Genomic DNA, 21,669 nt, shown 5'->3' with positions numbered 1-21,669 from the left:
CGTTACATCCAAAATGCAATGTAGATTAGGGTAAACACCGGCAAGGCTGCTGTCAGGCTGTCGATGCGGTCGAGCACGCCGCCATGTCCAGGCAAAATCGTGCCCGAATCTTTAATGCACGCAGCGCGTTTAAACATACTCTCAGATAAATCGCCAAGGGCTGAAATCAGTGCCACAAAAATGGTCACCGCAACCACTAAGCCTAACTCCTGCTCAGGGGATATATACATAACACCCGCAACAACAATTAGTGTAGTGACTAAACCACCGAGCAAACCCTCTAAGGTTTTAGCTGGGCTAACTGCGGGCATAAGCTTAGTTTTACCGACAGCTTTGCCCACAAAATACGCCCCAGAATCCGCAGCCCAAACGATCAACATCACCAATAATACTAGCGATGCCCCATAGTAAGGCGATATTTGCGAACTAATCGATTTAAGGGCAATCAGTGCCACAAAACAAGGTACTAAAGTCAATTGTCCAAACATGGACTTTAGCATCGGACTCTTTTGCCACAATTTGGCGCTTTTAGGATAAGTGACCACCAGCAGCAGTGACACCATCCACCACAAAGTACCTATGGTAACCACGGCAAGATAAATGGGATGAATTTGCCCCCGAAGCCAAATGGTGTCGGCGGGAACAATTAAATTAAGCGCGATCAGTAAAATACCGACCGTACAAGTAAAACTCCATTGGGTGACATCACATTGACTATCGATGATCCTGCCCCACTCCTTAGCGGCGATCAGAAACACGGCGATCAAGGCCCAAGCAAAGTACTCAACGGGGAGTAAATAGATTGCTCCCAAAACTAATGGAATCAACCAAATTGCTGTTATTATACGTTGTTTTAGCAAAAAAAAATCCCTCATGACGTTTTACAATGCGCGCATCTCATCAATTTGACTTCCGGTCAAACCAAAACGGCGCTGGCGACTGGCAAACGTGGCAATCGCTTCATGAAAAGCCTGTTCATCAAAATCAGGCCAAAGGGTGTCCAAAAACACCAACTCAGCATAGGCAGCCTGCCAGAGTACAAAATTGCTGATCCGGTAATCCCCACCCGTACGGATCATTAAATCAACTTCACTCTGATTTTGCATGCACAAATGTTCACTCAAGGCTTCTTCAGTGAACTGACTGCTGGTCATTTCGCCAGTTTCAACCTTTTCAGCTAACTTTTGCGCAGCTTGCAGTATGTCCCAACGACCGCCGTAATTGGCCGCCACATTCAATATCAATCCCGTATTGCTCGCAGTTTTCGCTTCTGCGGCACGAATTTGCTTTTGTAAACGCGCAGAAAAGCGACTGATATCGCCGATGATATTCAATTTGACCTGGTTTTTATCGAGTAACTTAATTTCCCGCTGCAATACGGTAAAAAACAGTTCCATCAATAAGCTGACTTCTTTATCGGGTCTACGCCAATTTTCGCTAGAAAACGCAAATAGCGTCAGCGATTGTATCCCTAACTGGCTGGCCGCGCTCACCGCACGTCTCACCGCTTTAACCCCAGCCTTATGCCCCATCACTCGTGGCTTGCCCTGGATTTGGGCCCAACGTCCATTACCATCCATAATAATCGCAACATGCTTAGGTAATGACTGTTTAACGAGTTCGGGTAATATCTCCGGTAAGCTTGTCTGAGCACAAGCATCCGCCTCAGTCGGCCTAGATTGCGGATCAAATTCCACTGTGGATGACATCTAATACAACCCTTTAAAATAGACAAACGCCGTGTAGTATACCCCTACACGGCGTAGCAACTCTAGCTTATAGCGCTTGAGATTAGACTTCCATCAACTCAATTTCTTTGGCCGCTAAAATCTCATCGACCTTCTTAATGTGAGCATCGGTGAACTTTTGTACTTCCTCTTCGAAGCGGCGAACATCATCTTCAGTGCATTCTTTGGCTTTTTCGAGTTTCTTCACATCAGAAATCGCATCGCGACGTACGTTACGAATCGCCACTCGACCACCTTCGGCCTCAGCACGTACTACTTTGATAAAGTCTTTACGACGCTCTTCCGTCAGTGCGGGTAATGGGATACGTAAGGTTGCACCCGCTGACATAGGGTTTAACCCTAAATCAGAGCTCATGATCGCTTTCTCAACCGCTTGGATTGCACTACGGTCAAATACGGTTACTGACAAAGTACGTGCATCTTCAACACCCACGTTCGCCACTTGGTTCAGTGGTGTCATAGTGCCATAGTAAGATACTTGGATTGAGTCCAGTAGGCTTGGGTGTGCACGACCAGTACGTACTTTAGCCATTTGGTTTTTGGTCGCGTCAACGCATTTACCCATGCGCTCTTGAGCATCTTTTTTAATATCTGCAATCACGTTAAATGTCCTTCTTGGTCATTGAATAACTTATTTCGCTTTGATCATTGTGCCTTCTTCTTCACCCATGACCACTCGGCGCAGGGCGCCAGGTTTATTCATGTTGAATACTAGGATTGGCATGTCATGGTCACGTGCCATAGTAAAGGCTGCTAAGTCCATTACTTTTAATTCTTTATCCAGTACTTCAGTGTACGTTAAGTCATCGTACTTCACTGCTTCTGGATTTTTCATCGGGTCGTCAGAATAAACGCCGTCAACTTTAGTGCCTTTTAGCACGACTTCTGCTTCGATTTCAATGCCGCGTAAGCAAGCAGCAGAATCGGTAGTGCAGAATGGATTACCAGTACCCGCAGCAAAAATCACCACACGGCCTGATTTTAATAAGCTGATCGCCTCAGCCCAATTGTAGTCGTCACACACCCCTTTTAATGGGATAGCCGACATCAGACGAGCATTAACATAGGCACGGTGCAGGGCATCACGCATGGCCAAGCCGTTCATAACCGTTGCCAGCATACCCATGTGATCGCCCACCACACGATTCATGCCCGCTTTTGCTAAGCCTTCACCGCGAAATAGATTACCACCACCAATGACCACACCCACCTGAATGCCTAACTCTACCAGCTCTTTGACTTCTTGAGCCATGCGATCTAACACTTTAGGATCGATGCCGAAGCCTTCGTCGCCCATCAGTGCTTCGCCACTTAATTTTAGAAGAATGCGTCTAAATGCAGGTTTTGGATTGGTGCTCATAATTTTTATATCCTGGTCATAACAAGACCGCAGCCATTGCTGCGGTCTTGGGGGTATTTAGCGTTGGCGATTAAGCCTTTTTAGAAGCAGCGATTTGAGCAGCAACTTCAGCTGCGAAATCTTCTTCTTTCTTCTCAATACCTTCACCCACTTCTAAACGAATGAAGTTAGTGACTTTCGCGCCTTTCTCTTTCAAGAATTCGCCAACAGTTTTCTTTGGTTCCATGATGTAAGCTTGACCAGTCAGAGAAATCTCACCAGTAAACTTCTTCATACGACCAACAACCATTTTCTCTGCGATTTCAGCAGGTTTGCCTTCATTCATAGAGATTTCGATTTGCAGAGCTTGTTCACGAGCGACTACGTCAGCTGGAACGTCTTCTGGGTTAACGTATTCTGGCTTAGAAGCGGCAACGTGCATTGCGAGGTGCTTCAGAGTTTCGTCATCAGCATCACCAGTTACCACTACACCGATACGCTCACCGTGACGGTAAGAAGCTAATTTAGTGCCGTCGATGTACTCAACGCGACGAACGTTGATGTTTTCACCGATTTTAGCAACTAGCGCAACACGGGCTTCTTCGAATTGGGCTTTTAAGTCTTCTAAAGTCACTTTAGACGCTGCAGCAACGTCTAAAACAGCGTTAGCAAAACCTAAGAAGTTTGCATCTTTAGCAACGAAGTCAGTTTGGCAGTTTACTTCTAACAGTACTGCGAAACCTTCACCGTTTTTGATCAGGATAGTACCGTCAGCAGCGATGTTACCTGCTTTCTTAGCAGCTTTAGCAGCACCAGACTTACGCATGTTGTCAATTGCTAACTCCATGTCGCCGTTGGTTTCTTCTAACGCTTTTTTACAATCCATCATGCCTGCGCCAGTACGCTCGCGCAGTTCTTTAACTTGGGCAGCAGAAATTGCCATTGTTAAATCCTCTCTAAAAAATCGACTAATTTGCAGATATAAAACAGGGGCCGAATGGCCCCTGTTAACCAATCAAAATCTTGGTTAATAAGGGTGATGAAACTCATCCCGCCTTATTATTATTCGGCTTCTACGAAACCGTCTTGCTCAGCTTGAACAGCTAAATCTTGACCACGGCCAGCGTTAGCTGCTGCAGCAACAGAAGTAGTGTACAGGCGAATAGCACGCATCGCGTCGTCGTTACCAGGAACGATGTAGTTAACACCATCTGGCGCAGAGTTAGTATCAACAACTGCAACAACAGGGATACCCAGGTTGTTAGCTTCTTTAATAGCGATATGCTCGTGGTCAGCGCCGATAACGAATAATACGTCTGGCAGGCCGCCCATGTTCTTAATACCGCCTAAAGATTTTTCCAGCTTTTCAAGCTCACGAGTACGCATCAGCGCTTCTTTTTTGGTCAGCTTGTCGAAAGTACCATCTACTGATTGGCTTTCCAGTTCTTTCAGACGTTTGATTGACTGACGAACGGTTTTCCAGTTAGTCAGCATACCGCCTAACCAACGGTGATCAACATAGTACTGATCACAAGAAATAGCAGCTTCTTTGATCGCTTCGCCAGCAGCACGTTTAGTACCAACGAATAATACTTTACCTTTCTTTGAAGCAACGTTGCTGATGAAAGCCAGTGCTTCATTGAACATTGGCACAGTATGCTCAAGGTTGATGATGTGAACGCCGTTGCGAGCACCGAAAATGAATGGCTTCATTTTTGGGTTCCAGTAACGGGTTTGGTGACCGAAGTGGACACCGGCCTGGAGCATATCGCGCATTGAAACTGTAGTCATTTCTATTACCTTAAAATTTAGGGGGTTAGACCTCCACGTATCCCATGTCTTCGACCCCGCAGTTAACAGCTGAGGGCACCCCGAAGAATGTGTCGACACGTGTGTGATTTAGTATTTAGATAAATTGCCATGTATAATGGCCGCCATCTTTAGTTTTGCTATCGCCCAAAAGCAGATAAAGCTGAGCTTGGGTAATTCATCAAGACTTAAACATAACGGCGCGCTTTATACCATAAATAGCCCTAAAGCACAAATTTTTGCATTAGGTTGATCGCGCCAATAGACACCGAAGACACAAGAGAAAACGCAATGAGTATAGTCATTAAGACAGCAGAAGAAATCGAGAAAATGCGCGCGGCAGGTAAACTGGCTGCACAAGTATTAGAAATGATCGCCCCTTATGTTAAGGCGGGGGTCACCACTAATGAATTAAACGATATCTGCGCCAAATATACCGAAGAGCAAGGCGCGATTTCTGCCCCGCTCAACTACCATGGTTTTCCTAAGTCGATTTGTACTTCGTTAAACAACGTCATTTGCCACGGTATTCCGAGCGATCGCGTTCTCAAGGATGGCGATATTCTCAATATCGATATCACCGTCATTAAAGACGGTTACCACGGCGATACCTCTAAAATGTTCTTAATCGGTGAAGTCAGCCCTAAGGACAAACGTCTGTGCCGCATCGCTCAAGAAAGTCTCTATCTTGCAATCCGTAAAGTGCGTCCGGGATTAAAATTAGGTGAAATCGGCAATACTATTGAAAAATTCATCAAAGCCAGCAAAACAGGCCTTGAGAAATATTCCATCGTGCAAGATTATTGTGGCCACGGTATTGGCGCGGGTTTCCATGAAGAACCCCAAGTGATGCATTACCGTAATGGTGACAACACCATTTTACGCCCAGGTATGTGCTTTACCATTGAACCGATGATCAACGCGGGTCGACACACCACTGTGCTAGATCGCGATGATAATTGGACGGTGACCACTTCCGATGGTAAAAACTCAGCCCAGTGGGAACACACATTATTAGTGACCGAAACCGGTGTTGAAGTGCTGACGCTGCGCGATGAGGAAGATTTTCCGCGGATCATAAATCACTAATGACAATTGTTAAACTATCCACCAGGTCATATTGGAACTTGGTGGGTAGCAAATATTTTAACGCATCCAAACAAGGGACTCGATGAATACAGCGCTGCTAGCTAAACAATCATTAATCGAACAGAATCAAACGCTTTTAGCAAGGTTCAAGGCCAAAACCCCGATTGAAGAGCTAGTGACTCAGCGCTGTCAGTTTGTCGACTCCCTTATAAAACAGGCCTGGTTGCAACACGGCCTAGATCAATACCCCATCGCCCTGATTGCCGTTGGTGGCTATGGTCGCGGAGAGTTACATCCGCACTCTGATGTCGATTTGCTATTCCTCTTCGAGGGCGAGTTAGCTGCGGTAGCGGAAGCCGCGCTCAGCGAATTTATCGCCTTTTTGTGGGATGCTAGTCTTGAGATTGGTCATAGCGTCCGCACCCTTGATGATACATTACGCCTTGGGCGAGACGACATTACCATCGCCACTAATTTGCTTGAAGCGCGCTTACTTTCAGGGCCTGAAAGCCTGTTTGACCAGCTCTACGATGCCATTCGTCAAAGCGACTTTTGGACCTCAAGTCAGTTCTTTATCGCCAAGCGCGATGAACAAACGGCCCGCCATGCCAAGGCGAGTGCCTTCGATCTTGAGCCCAATATCAAAAGTTGCCCTGGTGGCCTTCGGGACATTCAAACCATCGCCTGGGTTGCCATGCGTCACTTTGGCGCCTCACGCCTAGAAGAACTGGTGCAATACGAATTTTTAGAACCCGCCGAATTAGAAGAGTTGCTCGAGTGTCAGCACTTTCTGTGGAAGTTGCGTTTTGCCCTGCACATGACTGTCGGGCGTGATGAAAACCGCCTGCTGTTCGATGTCCAGCGCCAAGTGGCTGAGTTGATGGGATACGAAGACGCGACCCAACTTGCTGTTGAGCAGATGATGAAACGTTACTATCGCACGGTGCGCCGCGTGATGGAACTCAACGAAATGCTGCTGCAACTGTTTAAGCGGGCAACTCTTGGTCAAACGAAAGCTTTAGAAATTCAAGCGATTGACAATAACTATCAGCGCCGTGGTGCCTTTATCGAGGCCCTAAGTGACGATTTATTCGACAGCGGTGAAGAAATTGTACGTTTGTTTGTCCATGTCGCGAAAAACTCTAATATTAAAGGCATTTATGCGCCTACCCTACGCTCACTGAGACGTGCTCGCCGAGCACAGCAGCAACCCTTGCAAGAAAATCCTCAGTGCCGCCAAGCCTTTATGGAGATCTTAAAACATCCACGCGGTATTGCAGCCTTATCGCTGATGCATAAACACGGGGTGCTGTCGGCCTATTTGCCCGCATGGCGCAATATCGAAGGCCAAATGCAGTTTGACCTGTTCCACGCCTATACGGTGGATGAACACACCCACAGATTGCTCCTCAATATCGAGCGCTTCTCGCAGCCAGAACAGAAAGAAGAGTTTCCTTTAGGCTCAGTGCTTATCAATCAGTTACCGAAAAAAGGTTTGTTAGTACTCGGCGCGATTTTCCACGATATCGCCAAGGGCCGCGGCGGCGATCACAGCAAGCTTGGCTCAAGCGATGCCCTCGCCTTCTGTAAACTTCATGGCTTGAACGACCACGATGGCCGCTTAGTCGCTTGGTTAGTTGAAAATCACTTAGTAATGTCGGTAACCGCCCAGCGCCGTGATATTTCCGACCCCGATGTGGTGGCCGACTTTGCCAGCAAGGTGCGCGATGCGGTGCATTTAAGTTATTTGTACTGTTTAACCGTGGCCGATATCTGCGCCACCAACGAAAAGACTTGGAATAACTGGAAAGGCTCACTGCTGCGCGACTTATATTTTTCAACCCAAAGGGTGCTCGCTCGCGGCAAAGAAAAACCCGTTGATATTCGGGCCCGAGTACGCGAATACCAAGCCAAGGCGAAAAAAGAACTACTGCGGCGCGGCATTAAAGAAAAAGATTTAGATACCCTTTGGCAACGCTTTAAGGCCGACTACTTTTTGCGCCACCAGCCCAATCAAGTCGCTTGGCATGCTGAAGCCATCCTCAAGCATAAGCAGTTGGATGAGCCCTTAGTGCTCGTTTCAAAACACACGACCCGCGGCGGCACAGAGCTGTTTGTTTATTGTCAGGACAGACCTAAGTTATTTGCTACCGTAATGGCGGTGCTTGATAATAAAAACATTAACGTCCACGATGCTAACATCATGACATCAAAGGACAATTATGCTCTAGACACCTTTGTTATCCTCGAGCAAGACGGCGAACCCGTCAGCCAACTCTCGCGCATACAAAGTATCCGTAAAGCCCTTGAAAAAGCGCTCGCCAGTGATAACCCCAAACTGCCACGCTTTAGAAAACTGTCGCGCAAGATGAAACCTTTTAATGTTCCTACTCAGGTGAGTTTCCTTGAGAGTAACCGTCATGGTACAAGTATGATGGAACTCATTGCCTTGGATACGCCGGGATTATTAGCTAAAGTGGGCGATATTTTTTATCGCTGCAACACGACGTTGCTCTCCGCCAAGATCACAACCATCGGCGAGCGAGCGGAAGACTTTTTTATTTTGCAAACCAATGATGGCTTGCAACTCAATGAAAACCAAGAGCATACGCTCAAGGAAGCCTTGATTAGCGCACTGAGCGCCATCAACACAGAGTCAACCAATTAACCACAACGGGAGAAGTAAATGGAGGCTTTACGCCAACGTATTGAGGCCGCTTTTGAAGCGCGTGCCGACATCACACCAAGCACTGTTGACGCTAGCGTGCGTAACGATGTGCAACATGTCATCAATATGCTCGACAAGGGTGAACTGCGCGTCGCTGAAAAAATCGACGGCCAATGGCATGTTCATCAATGGTTGAAAAAGGCGGTGTTACTGTCATTCCGTATTTTTGATAACGCAGTTATCGATGGCGCCGAAACCAAATATTTTGACAAAGTGCCGTTAAAGTTTGCCGAGTATGACGAGGCCCGCTTTAAAGCCGAAGCCATCCGCGTGGTGCCTTCAGCCACTGTTCGTAAAGGCTCTTTTATCGGTAAAAACACTGTGTTAATGCCCTCCTACGTCAACCTTGGCGCCTACGTTGACGAAGGCACTATGGTCGATACTTGGGCGACTGTGGGCTCATGCGCGCAAATTGGTAAAAACGTGCATTTATCGGGTGGTGTAGGCATTGGTGGGGTATTGGAGCCGCTGCAAGCTGGCCCGACTATTATCGAAGATAACTGCTTTATCGGCGCACGCTCTGAAATTGTCGAAGGCGTTGTGGTAGAAGAAGGCTCGGTGATATCCATGGGCGTTTATATCGGCCAAAGTACCCGTATTTATGACCGTGAAACGGGCGAAATCCACTATGGCCGCGTACCAGCTGGCTCTGTAGTCGTATCAGGTAACCTGCCCTCAGCATGTGGCAAATACAGCCTATACGCTGCGATTATCGTCAAGAAAGTGGATGCAAAAACCCGCGGCAAAGTGGGGATCAACGAACTGTTACGTATCGTCGATTAATCGTTTCGCTACATTGCGGGATAACAAAATGCCAAGCAGCCTGCTTGGCATTTTTTATCTACTGAGTTCCGTTAAATTAAACGCTCGACATCCTGGCGTAACTTATTCGCCATTGCTATTGCACGCCAGCCGATTACGCCTATTGCATGTTGCGCCTTATTCACAACCACCAAAAACTCAGAGTCAGACTCATTAAGTTGCTGCAGCGCATCTTCTGAAGTCGCTACATCACTAATTAAAGGAACAGAATGCTCCATGATTTGATGAGCTTTTTTACGCAAAAAAGCCCTATCCTGTTCTCGCTCGGCTGCACTGCCAATGAGGGGGCTGAGCCAGTAGTCCAATAATCTTTGGGTGATAACGCCAATGAGGTGATGTTCTTCATCCTGTACAACAGCCACCTTAGCATGGGCGTGAGCAAGTAGTCGTTTAATGTCGGCTAACTCATGGTCCAAAGTGACTGTCACTACCGGGTCTAGCGCGGCAGAACCGATATGATCGCTAATACTAATTTCACGGTTAATAAGTACCTCTAAACAGGTTTCAACTATATCAGGATCAAATAAGGTCCCTTTACCCGCCCGAAGCACTTCTGTCATCTTCGCCAATCCCAATGAAGGACGATAGGGTCGGTGTGATAGGATTGAATCAGCAACATCGGCAACGGCAATAATTTTAGCCTCATAAAGAATCGCTTTGTCCTTTAATCCCAAGGGATAACCCGATCCATCAAGCCGCTCATGATGCTGTAATATCATTTGTTTAATCGGCCAGGGAAATTCGACATCCTCAACAATTTCCGCTCCATGTTGTGGATGAGTTTGAATTAAGGCGTATTCTTCTTTGGATAATTTTGAAGGTTTAGTCAAAATCTGTGATGGTATTGCAAGCTTTCCTATGTCATGCACCAGTGCACCAATTTTTAGCCCCTCTAAACGCTGCGGCTCAAGCCCGAGCTTTTCACCTATAAGATAGCTTAATTGGGCCACCGACTTTTGATGCCCCGCGGTATAGGCATCCTTAAGCTCTAATGCCTCGGAAATGGCGCTGATAAGCTGAGTTAACGATTGGGATAATTGCTCCTTTTGCGCCTTAATAATTTTCGACTGCCGCGATACTGCCCGCAAACTGCGGGGAAGCTCAATCGAATGCCATAAAATACTCGCAAAAGTGAGCAATGAGCGGGCATCTTGACGACTGTAGGGGTCACTTCGCCCAACGACGCAAATAATTCCCATCAACCGATTTCGAAATAAAATGGGCACCGCTAAATAGCGTTCCTCAAGCAGTAATTTATCGAATACTCCCTGAGCATTCGCGGGCCTACCTAGGCTATTTTTAATGATGGGCTTAAAGTTTTGAGCGCATTCAAGCCAGACAAGACTTTCAGTTTCAGGAGCTTGAGTCTCTTCTTCGACAATTTCTGGCAGGTCAATCTTAGATTGAGGATATTGGGTTCTGGCCGCCAAGCTAAGCAATTTCGATTTTTCGTTATGTAAAAGAATAAACCCATACCGACTACTGCTGAGTGCGACAGATTTGGCTACCGCAACCCGGAAAACATCCTCAGGTGAAGACCTAATCACTTCTTCAATATGCTGCAACCAAACATCGCTCGCTTGGATTACACGGCGATAATCTACGTGCAATTCTTTAATTTTGGGATCTTTAAAATTTATCTCAGATAAGATCAAGTACCATCCATTTTCAGGAACTGCATGCAAAGCGAAATGCACATTTGCGCCATTATTGTCCTGTAACTGGAAGCCTATATAGCCACCGCTACGATGCTCAATATCTGCACATAAATCAGTATCAAAAGCACTGAATAACTGGCAAATAGGTTTATTAATGATTTGCGCTGCTGAGCGGTTACAGCGCTCATAAAAGGCTTGGCTCATTTTCTGAACACGAAACTCTTTATCGAGTTGTGCCCAAGACAAATGCAAACCATCGGGGAGATCCATCGTTCCGACAATTAGACCGCGATTTGTTGACATCCGACCTCCATCCTTGATTAAAAATAGGAATGTAGACTCAAAAACTCATTAGGACATAAACAAAGTAAAAATCCTATTAAACATAAGGATAGCAAAGCGAATATAAGCCGCAGACTAAAACTGAAACATAAGATCCCCATCACGGTACGCGCAGGAGTATGTTGGGGATACTCAAATCAAATTTTACACCCTAAAACACTATGGTTTTATTGCCGTAAACCACCACTTGCTCATTTAGCACTAATTGCAGCGCCTTGCTGAGAACACTTTTTTCAACATCTCGGCCCGCTTTGGCCATTTCGAGTGCGCTGTAACTATGATCAACGGGGATCACATCCTGTTTGATAATCGGCCCTTCATCGAGGCAGTTGTTCACAAAATGCGCCGTCGCACCGATAATTTTCACCCCACGTTCCCAGGCTTGGCGGTAAGGAGCTGCACCAATAAAGGCAGGTAAGAAAGAGTGATGGATATTGATGATACGGTTTGGATATTCAGCAACAAAATCCGGCGTCAGCACCCGCATATACTTGGCAAGCACCAGATAGTCTGGCGTGTATTGCGACACCGCGGCCAATAACGCCTGCTCATGTTGAATTCTGTCGAGTCCTTCGTGGCTGACGAGATGAAAAGGAATATCAAACTTTTCAACAAGTTCTCTAAGTACATCGTGGTTGCCCACTACGGCGGCAATCTCAACATTTAAACCGCCATAATACGCTTTCATCAAGAGGTCGCCGAGACAATGCGCTTCTTTAGTGACTAATATAACAATGCGTTTCTTACCCGCACTCACTAAGGTCATATGATTTGGAACGGGTAATACTTGACGCAGATCCTGCAATAATTGCTCGCTGTTAAAGTGCCCCTCAAGCTCAGTGCGCATAAAAAATCTTCCCTGCGCATTATCCACAAATTCACTGTTTTTGATGATGTTAAGCTGATGGTTAAAGCAAACACTGGTGATTTTGGCGATAAGCCCTTGGGCATCGGCGCAATCTGTCATCAGGATTTTACGTGCTAAGGCGGGTTGTGCGTTGGATACTACATGCTGTGACTGCAAAATCTGATCTCCTCTATGGTCCCTCACCTGAGTGTGCCATAGCCAATCCGCCGATACAGCATGAAAAGCTAACTTTTTGTGTTAAAAAGTGAATTTATTGTGAGTTAACTTTATTAAACACAATAAATCAGTGATTAATTTTAATAAGCTGCAATGCTAACGCCGTGTATCTAAATAACGCTGCAACACTTTACGCAGAGTTTCAGCCTTAGTGCCATAGACCACTTGCACACCTTTCCCCATCACAATCACTCCCTTTGCACCTAGCTGACTGAGTCGAACTTTATTAACTAACTCAGGGCTATGCACACTCAAACGTAATCGCGTTAAACAGGCATTGAGTTCAACGATGTTATCGCGACCACCTAATGCCGCAATAATTGCTCTTAAGCTCTCTTTGGAGCGATTGGCGTCATAGGATTCAAGCCGCCCTGGCGTTTTTAAATTAAATGCCAGAATACTTCCCCTAAACAAAATGTAATAAATCACCGCCGTAAGCGGCCCCAAGACTGCAAACCATCCCGTATTGCGGGACAGGGAAAATAGCAAAGTGAAGTCAACCAGTCCGTGGGAAAATACAATACTATGGTGAATATCAAGCATAATGCAGACAGAGTAAGCCAAGCCCGCCAGCATGACATGGATAAGAAACAAGATAGGCGCCACAAACATAAAGGCAAACTCAATTGGCTCAGTCACACCTGTTAACCAACTGGCTGCCGCTGCGGAAAGCATAATACCCGCCACACGATTTCGCTCCGAGGCATCAGCGCAGCGCCAAATGGCCAGCGCCGCTGCTGGTAATCCCCACATTTTAATCAGGTAGCCCCCCGCTAAATTCCCTGCTTGCGGATCACCCGCTAAATAACGCGCCACTTCACCGCGTACCACTTCGGCGTCCTGCAACTGATATTGGCCAACTTCTAAATAAAATGGTGCATTCCAAATATGATGTAGCCCTAAGGGAATGAGTAAACGCTCAAGCGCACCATAAACACCAAACGCAATTGCAGGCTTTTGGTAAACAGCCCAATCAGAGACTCGCTCAATCAATAAGGAGATTGATGGCCATACATGGGCGAGTACATAACCTAACCCCATAGCCAACGGAATGATCAATAAAGAGGCGCTACGCCGCCCTTCGAAAAAGGAAAAAATCGCTGGCAGGCGAATATATTGGCTCCAACGCACAGCAAAGCAAGTCACGCCGCCAATCAGCATGCCGCCAGCAATCCCAGTATCTAAGGTATCCATGCCAAGAACTGACTGAGTTGGCAATTGGTATAGGTCAGCTAAAGCAGCCAAGGTTGCTGTCAACACGCCATAGCCAAACACCGCGGTAAATGCAGCAATCCCTTGATCTCGACAAAAACCAATCGCCACTGCCACCGCAAACAAAATCGGCATAATCGCGAAGATCAGCTTACCCACAGCCAGCATTAATACATTAAGTACTTCAGGCATAAAGGGGATTGGGCTTACCGTCAACCCCAGCATAACCCCAGCCGCGGGTAAAATGGCAATAGGGATTAACAGCGCTTGGCTTAAGCGCTGAGCAAATTTAAACCACTGCTGAGTGACCAAATGGCCTAAGCGGCGCGCTCGGATTTGACGATTTGGTTCCAGCTTTGCAGCCATTTTATCGCTTCGACCTCAGGTTCCATGGTTTCACAGGCGTCAATATCGAGACGCTCCACAACGGCTTTTGCGCCTAATTCACTCAGCAATGCATCCACTGACTTGCCTGCACCACAAAAGGTATCGTAACTTGAATCTCCCAGCGCAATAACACTGTATTTCAGCTCTGGCAAATAGGGAGCTGTTGTTTGGAGATGATAAAACCAAGGCTGGATATCATCGGGTAAATCCCCCTGCCCGGTGGTTGAGGTGACAACCACTAACAGCTCATCCTGTGGTGGTGTAAATTGGCTAATTTCATTCGGTTGCCACAATCTGGCTTCATAACCAAGTTCTGTCAGCGCTTTTTCTAAGGTTTCGGCGGTAAATTGTGCGCTACCATACACAGTGCCAAAGATCAGATTAACTTTTTTCATGATATACTCCGTCCCACATGCGTAAACGCAACTCAGCTGAAGTTACTTTATTGTTATGCTTTAGGGCAAGCAACAAGGTAAAATTTTATAAATTAAATCAAGTTATTGAGCATGAGGAACTAAACTGATGCGACAGAGCAATAGGCAAAAACACCTCAAGCACCAACATAAAAGCACTCAAATTAGACGTAAACATTACTTTCATGCCGCCCAGCAAAACCTGCAAACGCCACTTAAGCCCACCACGGGATTTTCAAGCTTAGTCACCTTAATGCAACAACTAAAGCTAGCGAGTCGTTAAGCTGTTAACATCAGGGCCAACAGCAAGTAAACAGGCCACACGATCTTAGTCACGCAAATAAACACGTGGCGACCTAATACATTTCAGCTTAACCCGCAATCAATATGCTGGGTGTGGAAGATAATGCGCTATCATCCCAACCTAGGCGAGCAAAAACGGTTTCCCATTCTGGCTCAAGCTCTGTTTCAATGCTTAAGCGCTCATGGGTTATCGGGTGAGTGAAGGTTAATTTTTTCGCAATCAACCATAGTCGATTGATGTCAAAATGGGTTCTAAAAAATGCATTTTGCTTACCATCACCATGGGTGGTATCACCAATAATCGGATGACGTAAGTGCGCCATATGGCGTCTTAGTTGATGCTTGCGCCCCGTTTTAGGACTCAGTTTAACTAAAGCAAATCGACTCGTTGCATAACGTCCTGACGGATAGGGGATTTCAGCATTGAGTAGCGGTTCATATTGAGTCACCGCTTCTTGGGCTGCTTTATCTTGATTTGAGAACTTATCCGCCACTTCATCCAATTCAACCTTGAGCGCATAATCCAATACACCACTCTCGTGCATATTGCCACGCACCAACGCTAGGTACTGTTTTTCGATACTATGGTCGGCAAATTGTTCGCAAAGCGCGTTAGCCACTTCACTATTTTTGGCAAATAACAACACGCCAGAGGTCGGTCTATCTAAACGATGTACCGGAAACACATGACACCCCACCAGATCGCGTGTTAATTGCATCGCAAAAAAACGTTCACGGCGTGCCAAATAACTGCGATGTACCAGCAATCCCGCAGGTTTGTGGATAGCAACGAGATGATCGTCTTGATATAAAATGTGCAGTTCAGGCGCGGCTTCTACATCATCACTATCGGTATTCAATTGCTTACTCTCTGGCATATCTAACCAGATATCATCTTGGTTCATTTAACAATATATCCAATTCATTTAAGACACCGATTAAGGGTGCTAATGTCGCCTGCTCAGACCACACATGTTCAGCCATAGGCGCAATGGCAATTTGGCTAGGCAAGGGTTGTCCAGCATCGATCAATGCTTGCATTCGCGGGATAAAGATAAACTGCAGCCATTGTTCAAACGACATAAGATCGCAGGCAAACGGCGCAGTACTGGCCATCGCTTTATCACTTGGCGCATTGGCCGACCAAAGTCCAACACGTTGGAGCTCGTGAATAATTTGGGCTAATTTTATTTGAGTTTGGCTGTAAAGCATCAATGTAACGTCCTTTAGCTCGCGGTCAATAGAAGATAACACTCAGCGACAGGGGGCGATAAAAGTGTGGCAATCATACCATCGTGAACAACTTCCCCCTATAATGTCGCCAATTTATTGAGCCTTTTTGATTGATATAGCAGCCAAATGACTGAAATTACTACGCTTAGCCAATTTTTAACGACAGCCAAAACCCAATTCCAAGTCTATGAACTGGGTCGAAGGGTACAGCACATCGATATGTTGGCCTTCCATCAAATCGAATCTCTAGCCACACCTTATCCCTACCCTATTCAAGGCCATGCACAGTTTGCCATTGTTTTTTGGAATGAAAGCCAGCAGCATTTTATTTGGTTCCTCAAGCTTCCTTTAGATGAGCAAGGTCTACTCTCGCCTGCACCCCGTTCACAATTTATTGAAATGGTGCTCACGGCACTGGGACAAGATCCAACTCAGCCATTAACCGATGAACAGCAGGATCGCCTCGCCAATAATCCATTTAGTTTTAAACCTAGCCAAGAGAAACTAGCGTTATTCAACGCCTTAGTGCGTAAGCAATTAGGGTTAAAGGCATCAATCCAATATGAATTTGCCATGCAATACTTATCAGGCCAAATTGCTCCGAGTGAATGGCAACATATTGGCCTGCAAGGTTTGAGTGATGTTTGTGTCCGTCTCAATGAATTAGATCATGAGCAACATATCCTTGCCAGTTTTGACCATGCCGCCATTGAAGTGCAAATCGCTCTATGCCAGTGCCTCGAACATCTACAGTTGACTGAGGCTATTGCGGAGAAGATCTTTAGTAAGTTCATCAAGGCACCTAATGAGTACCAATCCTATTACATGCGAGCATTAGCATCACAGTCTGAATTAAGCCAACAAGCCTTAGCCCACTTACAGCATACAGACCAGCTTGATGCAAACGCCCTCATCAGTATTGCAGGTCGAAATTGGTCGATACTAAAGCAAGAGCTGAGTCGCAGTATTTACTTAGAAGCACTTGCACTTCAGCCGCAAGCCTTTTTTAATCAGGTCTTTGCTGATATTGTGGCTATTCCTAATTTACGCAATCACTTACTGCGTGAATTACGAAATCCCAATCGTAGTGTTCAACTATCACAAGCCATTGGTGGCTTGTTTAAGGCTGCAAGTAAATGATGTCAGATCTTCTGTTAATTATTGCGCTGATTGTCGTTGCCGCTTTCTTTTGGCAACTTCGTCAAATGGCAGAATTAAGCCGTATTTTTGCTGAAAAAGAATGCTGTAGACAAAAAGTACAACTATTGGCGATCGCAATGGAAACCGCTCGTCCTAGCCTTGGCGGCACTACCGGGATCTGTTGGAAGGCAAAGTATCTGTTCGAGTTCAGCACAGATGGTATAAATCAATATCGTGGCCATATATGGATGCTAGGTAAAAAAATTCAAAAGATTGAATGGCCTATATTCCCAGAACCCGAATGGCAAGAAGCACCGACGACGAAAGGTAAATTTGGTGGCTGTGGGAGCCAAAGTAGTTGTAGCTCGGGCAAGTGTCATTAAGTCACTGCCGTTGACCTTTGAGCTGAATTGATAACGCCAAGCCGTATTGATAACACTCAGCCATAGCGCGGCTCAACATCTGCATCATCTGTATGAATACCAAAAAGAAAGGGCGTGATCCTAAGATCACGCCCTTCTGTTCTTTGTTAAGCTATCCCGCTATTTTCGTGCTCCCTGCACCATCCATGCGTCAACTTGCATCCTGCATCATCCCTGTTCAATCCTTGATATCTCCCTGTACTCAAGTACATCCCTATTTCTTGGCGTTCCTTTTACCAAGCTTGCTCTTTCCTGAGCGGTTCCAGCATCATCCATGAAATAGGTTAAGTTGCCTCCTTTCTGCTGCACTCCTTGTGCCATCGCAATCCTGTGCAACTAGGCTATCTATCCGTGATAGTCTATCCTTCCGTGGTTCGTAACGCTTTCATCCTGAAAGTCTTTCCTTACCATTCCGTGAGTGTTAATCCATTAAACACTGTCCGGCCATCCTGACCGCTAACATCCTGTTGTCTCTCGCTCCCTCTGCAAATGAATCTTAGGATAGTCATGATGAAATTTGCGCTAGTTAAAATAAAAAGATAAACCGCAATAATAACGACATAATTAAAAGCAAAAGCTAACACACTGATTAAACTATATTTGATGGAATATGACGGTTTTTATCAGTCAAAAAACTTACAAATTACTTACATACTTGTGAGACATATCTCACAAAGAAACTGGCAATTTTAATCCTCTCAACTAATTTAGTTTGCTTGCCAAGAAAGACTCAGAACCAACCAAGCTGTAAATCGCCGCATAAAGGAGCAATAATCGACAATCTCTTTTATCCCACTACCGTTAAAATTATAAAAATGGACATTTTGACACAGAATTATGAACAGCCTCTAAGCGACGCCAAGTTCCATATACTTTGGTTAGTATCAACCTCTAGAACCAAGCAACTCAAAAGTATCATTGCGCATTGTTATCAATGTATAAGCGGGTTGATATTACAATCTTGATAAGCTGTGAACTGGGTGATTGGACGGATTTGCAATTCAATATTTATAAGATGCCTAGATACAAGCTGCAGCTTCAAAAGACAAAAAAGAAAAGGGCGTACTGTGTACGCCCCATTTATTCTCTGTAAGCCATCCTGCTTATTTGTGCTCCCTGCACCATCCATGCGTTTACGTGCATCCTACAGCATCCCTGTATCCCTAATCCTCCCTGTGTTATGGCTTAACCATAACACTCAATCCTTTGACCCGGAAATCCTATTCCGGCACCAGTCACATCCTATGACTCATTCCATAATGCATCCTGCTCAATGCCTTCCATAGACGAGTACAAGCTGTTCACCCTTATACTTATCCCTTAACTCGATACATCCTGCACCGAGTACATGCTTAATCCTTAAGCTTGTCCTTTATCATCCTGAAACCTGTCGTCCTAACAAGTATTATATCCTGTATCATCCTTGACAAAGCTATCCTGCTTTTCCTTAGCCTATCCTTGGTTTATGACAGTTTTCCTACCGCCAGAGGTTCAAATCCAAGAACCTAAATTAGTTGCTTCTTGCGTCCGTTTCGCCCGTATTGCAATCCGTGCTATCCATGTGTTTTGGCGACAAATAAATTCTACGTGAATTCTGTCTTTGTTGTTCCCCCATAAGAACAACAACCCGGGAAAATCTCATTCAACCAGCAAAGTGGAATTTATAACAAATTGAAATTAAATAACTTTTAAAACTACAGATTATAAAACAATCAAAAAGAAAACATATTGTCTTACAGGCTTTGTAAGCGATCTCTCACACGCTTGTCAGCTTCTTACCGGAATATCAGATTCAATACTTTACTTTTCCCAAAAGAATTTGGACAAACATCACCCAATCCCCCATCAAGCTGTACAAAGGATATTGAAAGGTCGCAGGTCGATTACGCTCAAAGACAAAATGACCAACCCAAGCAAATCCATATCCCACAAGCGGGATCAGCATCAACAACCACCATGCGGCAGTGATAAATGCAGCCCCTAATAAAAACAATACCAGAATACTTCCAATAAAATGTAGCCGCCGACAACGACTGTCTTGATGCTGGGAGAGATAGAAAGGATAAAACTCAGCGAAAGAGCGATAACGTTTATTCATCTTGTTGGCCTGTATAAAAAAGTAATTGCCCAGCCACACCACCAATAGTCAATTCACCCAAGAAAACAAAATCATGTTGTTTAAATAAATGCATATGAGCTTCCTGCGAGGTGAATACCCCAATACCTTCAAGATTTGGCTGCTCATCGCACCAACTCACTACCGCTTGAACAAGTTGATGGCCCAGCCCTTTACCTTGCTCGTTTGGCGCTAAGGCAATAAATTGCAAAATCCCACAACGCTGGCTGGGTAACAGTTCCAAAATAATCGATTCCTTTTTCATCATAGCTTGGGTCGATTGCCACCCCGTACCCAGCAACATTTTGAGCCGCCAGTGCCAATAGCGACCTTCTCCGAGTGGCACTTCTTGGGTGACAACGCAAGCAACCCCCACTAAATGAGCACCATCGAAGAGTCCGATTAAGGCCTGCTTTTGTTGCCATAGAGTATTGAGTTCTTCGCGAATTGCGGCGCGTAATTTTTGTTCGTAGGCAAATTTATCCGCGGTGGATAACGCATTAATGAAAAAGGGATCATCATGATACGCATTGTAGATAATTGAAGCGGCCAAGCGTAAATCTTCTGCGGTGAGATAAACGGCACGATACTCATCCAAGGTTTTATTGTCCATTGTTAGAATTCCTTGATTTAGATCACACTCTTATGAGTCTTTATCAATGTATCAAGGAAACAAAAAAGTGCAAATTTTAATCATCGATTGCATTTCCTAAAGAGATGCATAACCTAGATAAAAAGCTAACCAAGGGAGAGATCGAATGGATACTACGCCAATTGATTTAAGCCATCTATTTGAACAACTGGGATTAGAGAGCCAACCCAATGCTATTGCGCAATTTATTGCGACTCACAAGCTGGCAGCACAAATACACTTAACTGAAGCGCCTTTTTGGACACAAGCGCAAAAGAGTTTTCTCACCGAAGCGTTAGAGGCTGATGCACAATGGACCGAACTGATTGAGCAGCTTGATGCTCAGTTAAGAAAGCCCTAATTTTTTAGGGCTTTCAAGTATATTTTGGGGCAGTTGGGGTTAAATCTTTTGATACGCAGTGTCGCCCCAACCGACTAAAACATGGTTACTCAACACTACAGGCGTACATTCATCCTTAGTGGTTTTACCATCGCTATGGGAGTGCTGAGTGCGATAAAAGAGGACCAACACTTCTTTGTCTGCTTGTCCTGCGCTTTGTTGTAAATAGGACTCGCTAAAGTCTGCTGCTCCCATTAGCGTCATCACTTGGTCTTTGCTCATGCCAAGGCTGAGCTTAGTCAGATTAGTGCGGTTTTTATCCTGTGTTTTTTCCCAAGATTCGCTGCTATCCCACTTAGATTCACCATCGCCGACATTGACCACACAACCGCTAAGACCTAAGCTTGCTAACCCTAAAAACGTGACCGCGATGAGTTTGCGATTAATATTTGCGTTCATATTATGACTTCCTGTGTACTTGTTATAAAAATTGTTAAAAAGCAAAATCAATGCCAAACAGCAATACATTGATTTATAAGAACTAAAATAACCACATCACAGTAAGTTAGTGAAAAACACGATATACATTAAGGAATTTCACTTATTATGAGTCCCATTGACCAAGTGTTAGCAGCAGCCTGCGCACTCGAAGCCAGCGGTAAAACACCAAGCCTTGCCCTGATAAAAAGCCGTGTCGGTAACAAAATCCCTATGCCAATATTAATCCAAGGATTACAGCAATTTAAATCGGTACCTAAAGCCGAGCGGGAACGTTTAGCGGCCCAATCACAGCCCGTGGTTGAAGAAACACATACAGCCGAAGCTTCGCCACTCACAGTCGCCACATTGGCGC

Annotated in this window: 22 protein-coding genes and 1 pseudogene; 8 read left to right on the top strand and 15 right to left on the bottom strand. The window is 45.3% G+C overall.

All coding sequences use genetic code 11. The features are described from left to right. Positions 1 to 2: 2 nt before the first annotated feature. The 6 genes from L976_RS04450 to rpsB form a co-directional block, all read right to left on the bottom strand. Positions 3 to 860 (bottom strand): phosphatidate cytidylyltransferase, encoded by an 858-nt coding sequence (locus L976_RS04450; protein ID WP_037416744.1) that lies wholly within the window; start codon positions 858 to 860, stop codon positions 3 to 5. A gap of 21 nt (positions 861 to 881) precedes the next feature. Further along, positions 882 to 1,709 carry a polyprenyl diphosphate synthase gene (uppS, locus tag L976_RS04445; RefSeq protein WP_037416741.1) on the bottom strand — a complete coding sequence of 276 codons (828 nt, stop codon included), beginning with the start codon at positions 1,707 to 1,709 and terminating at the stop codon, positions 882 to 884. Positions 1,710 to 1,791: 82 nt separating this feature from the next. Next, positions 1,792 to 2,349: a ribosome recycling factor gene (gene frr / locus L976_RS04440; protein ID WP_037416738.1), complete on the bottom strand. Its 558-nt coding sequence runs from the start codon at positions 2,347 to 2,349 to the stop codon at positions 1,792 to 1,794. A gap of 30 nt (positions 2,350 to 2,379) precedes the next feature. Next, positions 2,380 to 3,108 (bottom strand): UMP kinase, encoded by a 729-nt coding sequence (gene pyrH / locus L976_RS04435; protein ID WP_037416734.1) that lies wholly within the window; start codon positions 3,106 to 3,108, stop codon positions 2,380 to 2,382. 70 nt (positions 3,109 to 3,178) lie between these two features. After that, complete coding sequence (gene tsf / locus L976_RS04430; RefSeq protein ID WP_037429566.1) at positions 3,179 to 4,030, bottom strand: translation elongation factor Ts; 852 nt, start codon at positions 4,028 to 4,030, stop codon at positions 3,179 to 3,181. A 119-nt stretch (positions 4,031 to 4,149) separates the two neighbouring features. Continuing rightward, on the bottom strand, positions 4,150 to 4,878 hold the full coding sequence (rpsB, locus tag L976_RS04425) for a 30S ribosomal protein S2 (RefSeq protein ID WP_011071784.1): 729 nt from the start codon (positions 4,876 to 4,878) through the stop codon (positions 4,150 to 4,152). A gap of 309 nt (positions 4,879 to 5,187) precedes the next feature. Here rpsB and map point away from each other — a divergent pair, with 309 nt between their 5' ends. From map to dapD, 3 genes are all read left to right on the top strand, one after another. Continuing rightward, positions 5,188 to 5,985, top strand: a complete 798-nt coding sequence (gene map / locus L976_RS04420) for a type I methionyl aminopeptidase (RefSeq protein WP_037416730.1) — start codon at positions 5,188 to 5,190, stop codon at positions 5,983 to 5,985. A gap of 82 nt (positions 5,986 to 6,067) precedes the next feature. Then, a complete protein-coding gene (glnD, locus tag L976_RS04415) occupies positions 6,068 to 8,653 on the top strand; it encodes a bifunctional uridylyltransferase/uridylyl-removing protein GlnD (RefSeq protein WP_047534636.1) in 2,586 nt (861 codons plus the stop codon). An 18-nt stretch (positions 8,654 to 8,671) separates the two neighbouring features. Further along, positions 8,672 to 9,496, top strand: a complete 825-nt coding sequence (dapD, locus tag L976_RS04410; protein WP_037416726.1) for a 2,3,4,5-tetrahydropyridine-2,6-dicarboxylate N-succinyltransferase — start codon at positions 8,672 to 8,674, stop codon at positions 9,494 to 9,496. Between the two features lie 71 nt (positions 9,497 to 9,567). Here dapD and L976_RS04405 read toward each other — a convergent pair whose 3' ends face one another. The 4 genes from L976_RS04405 to L976_RS04390 form a co-directional block, all read right to left on the bottom strand. Then, positions 9,568 to 11,496, bottom strand: coding sequence for an HD domain-containing phosphohydrolase (locus tag L976_RS04405; RefSeq protein WP_047534633.1), 1,929 nt, complete (start codon positions 11,494 to 11,496; stop codon positions 9,568 to 9,570). Positions 11,497 to 11,686: 190 nt separating this feature from the next. Next, entirely contained in the window at positions 11,687 to 12,502 is an 816-nt protein-coding gene (gene purU, locus L976_RS04400; protein WP_047540138.1) for a formyltetrahydrofolate deformylase, read from the bottom strand. A 213-nt stretch (positions 12,503 to 12,715) separates the two neighbouring features. Further along, the gene (locus L976_RS04395) at positions 12,716 to 14,197 is read right to left on the bottom strand and encodes a PTS transporter subunit EIIC (RefSeq protein ID WP_047534631.1); all 1,482 of its coding nucleotides are present in this window, start codon (positions 14,195 to 14,197) and stop codon (positions 12,716 to 12,718) included. Beyond that, positions 14,149 to 14,613 carry a flavodoxin gene (locus L976_RS04390; protein WP_047534629.1) on the bottom strand — a complete coding sequence of 155 codons (465 nt, stop codon included), beginning with the start codon at positions 14,611 to 14,613 and terminating at the stop codon, positions 14,149 to 14,151. Before L976_RS04390 ends, L976_RS04395 begins: the two co-directional genes overlap by 49 nt. Before the next feature lie 127 nt (positions 14,614 to 14,740). On the opposite strand from L976_RS04390, the gene L976_RS23115 reads away from it, so the two are divergent. Further along, a complete protein-coding gene (locus L976_RS23115; protein ID WP_052183963.1) occupies positions 14,741 to 14,914 on the top strand; it encodes a hypothetical protein in 174 nt (57 codons plus the stop codon). Between the two features lie 88 nt (positions 14,915 to 15,002). On the opposite strand, the gene truC is transcribed toward L976_RS23115, so the two are convergent. Together truC and L976_RS04380 are read right to left on the bottom strand one after the other, a co-directional pair. After that, entirely contained in the window at positions 15,003 to 15,839 is an 837-nt protein-coding gene (gene truC, locus L976_RS04385; RefSeq protein ID WP_047534626.1) for a tRNA pseudouridine(65) synthase TruC, read from the bottom strand. Continuing rightward, positions 15,826 to 16,146: a YqcC family protein gene (locus L976_RS04380; RefSeq protein WP_047534624.1), complete on the bottom strand. Its 321-nt coding sequence runs from the start codon at positions 16,144 to 16,146 to the stop codon at positions 15,826 to 15,828. Before L976_RS04380 ends, truC begins: the two co-directional genes overlap by 14 nt. A gap of 147 nt (positions 16,147 to 16,293) precedes the next feature. Between L976_RS04380 and L976_RS04375 the strand changes: the two genes are divergently transcribed. Both L976_RS04375 and L976_RS04370 read left to right on the top strand, forming a co-directional pair. Then, positions 16,294 to 17,307 carry a DUF3549 family protein gene (locus L976_RS04375; protein ID WP_037416706.1) on the top strand — a complete coding sequence of 338 codons (1,014 nt, stop codon included), beginning with the start codon at positions 16,294 to 16,296 and terminating at the stop codon, positions 17,305 to 17,307. Next, positions 17,304 to 17,690: a DUF3301 domain-containing protein gene (locus L976_RS04370; RefSeq protein WP_047534621.1), complete on the top strand. Its 387-nt coding sequence runs from the start codon at positions 17,304 to 17,306 to the stop codon at positions 17,688 to 17,690. The genes L976_RS04375 and L976_RS04370 overlap by 4 nt, the downstream gene beginning before the upstream one ends. A 1,831-nt stretch (positions 17,691 to 19,521) precedes the next feature. Here L976_RS04370 and L976_RS04360 read toward each other — a convergent pair. After that, positions 19,522 to 19,827, bottom strand: coding sequence for a DUF962 domain-containing protein (locus L976_RS04360; protein ID WP_037416696.1), 306 nt, complete (start codon positions 19,825 to 19,827; stop codon positions 19,522 to 19,524). After that, positions 19,820 to 20,458, bottom strand: a complete 639-nt coding sequence (locus L976_RS04355; RefSeq protein WP_037416694.1) for a GNAT family N-acetyltransferase — start codon at positions 20,456 to 20,458, stop codon at positions 19,820 to 19,822. The genes L976_RS04360 and L976_RS04355 overlap by 8 nt, the downstream gene beginning before the upstream one ends. 145 nt (positions 20,459 to 20,603) lie before the next feature. Between L976_RS04355 and L976_RS04350 the strand changes: the two genes are divergently transcribed. Continuing rightward, positions 20,604 to 20,837, top strand: coding sequence for a DUF2789 domain-containing protein (locus L976_RS04350; RefSeq protein ID WP_037416690.1), 234 nt, complete (start codon positions 20,604 to 20,606; stop codon positions 20,835 to 20,837). Between the two features lie 39 nt (positions 20,838 to 20,876). Here the strand turns inward: L976_RS04350 and L976_RS04345 are convergent, their stop codons facing one another. Next, a complete protein-coding gene (locus L976_RS04345; protein WP_047534614.1) occupies positions 20,877 to 21,275 on the bottom strand; it encodes a DUF3192 domain-containing protein in 399 nt (132 codons plus the stop codon). Between the two features lie 147 nt (positions 21,276 to 21,422). Between L976_RS04345 and L976_RS22230 the strand changes: the two are divergent. Continuing rightward, positions 21,423 to 21,669 (top strand): annotated as a pseudogene (locus L976_RS22230) (hypothetical protein); the annotation flags it as partial.

This window comes from Shewanella sp. ZOR0012, from assembly GCF_000798835.1.
Lineage (GTDB): Bacteria > Pseudomonadota > Gammaproteobacteria > Enterobacterales > Shewanellaceae > Shewanella > Shewanella xiamenensis.
Note: the sequence above shows the minus strand (reverse complement) of the source record. Positions and strands in the feature narration are given on the sequence as shown.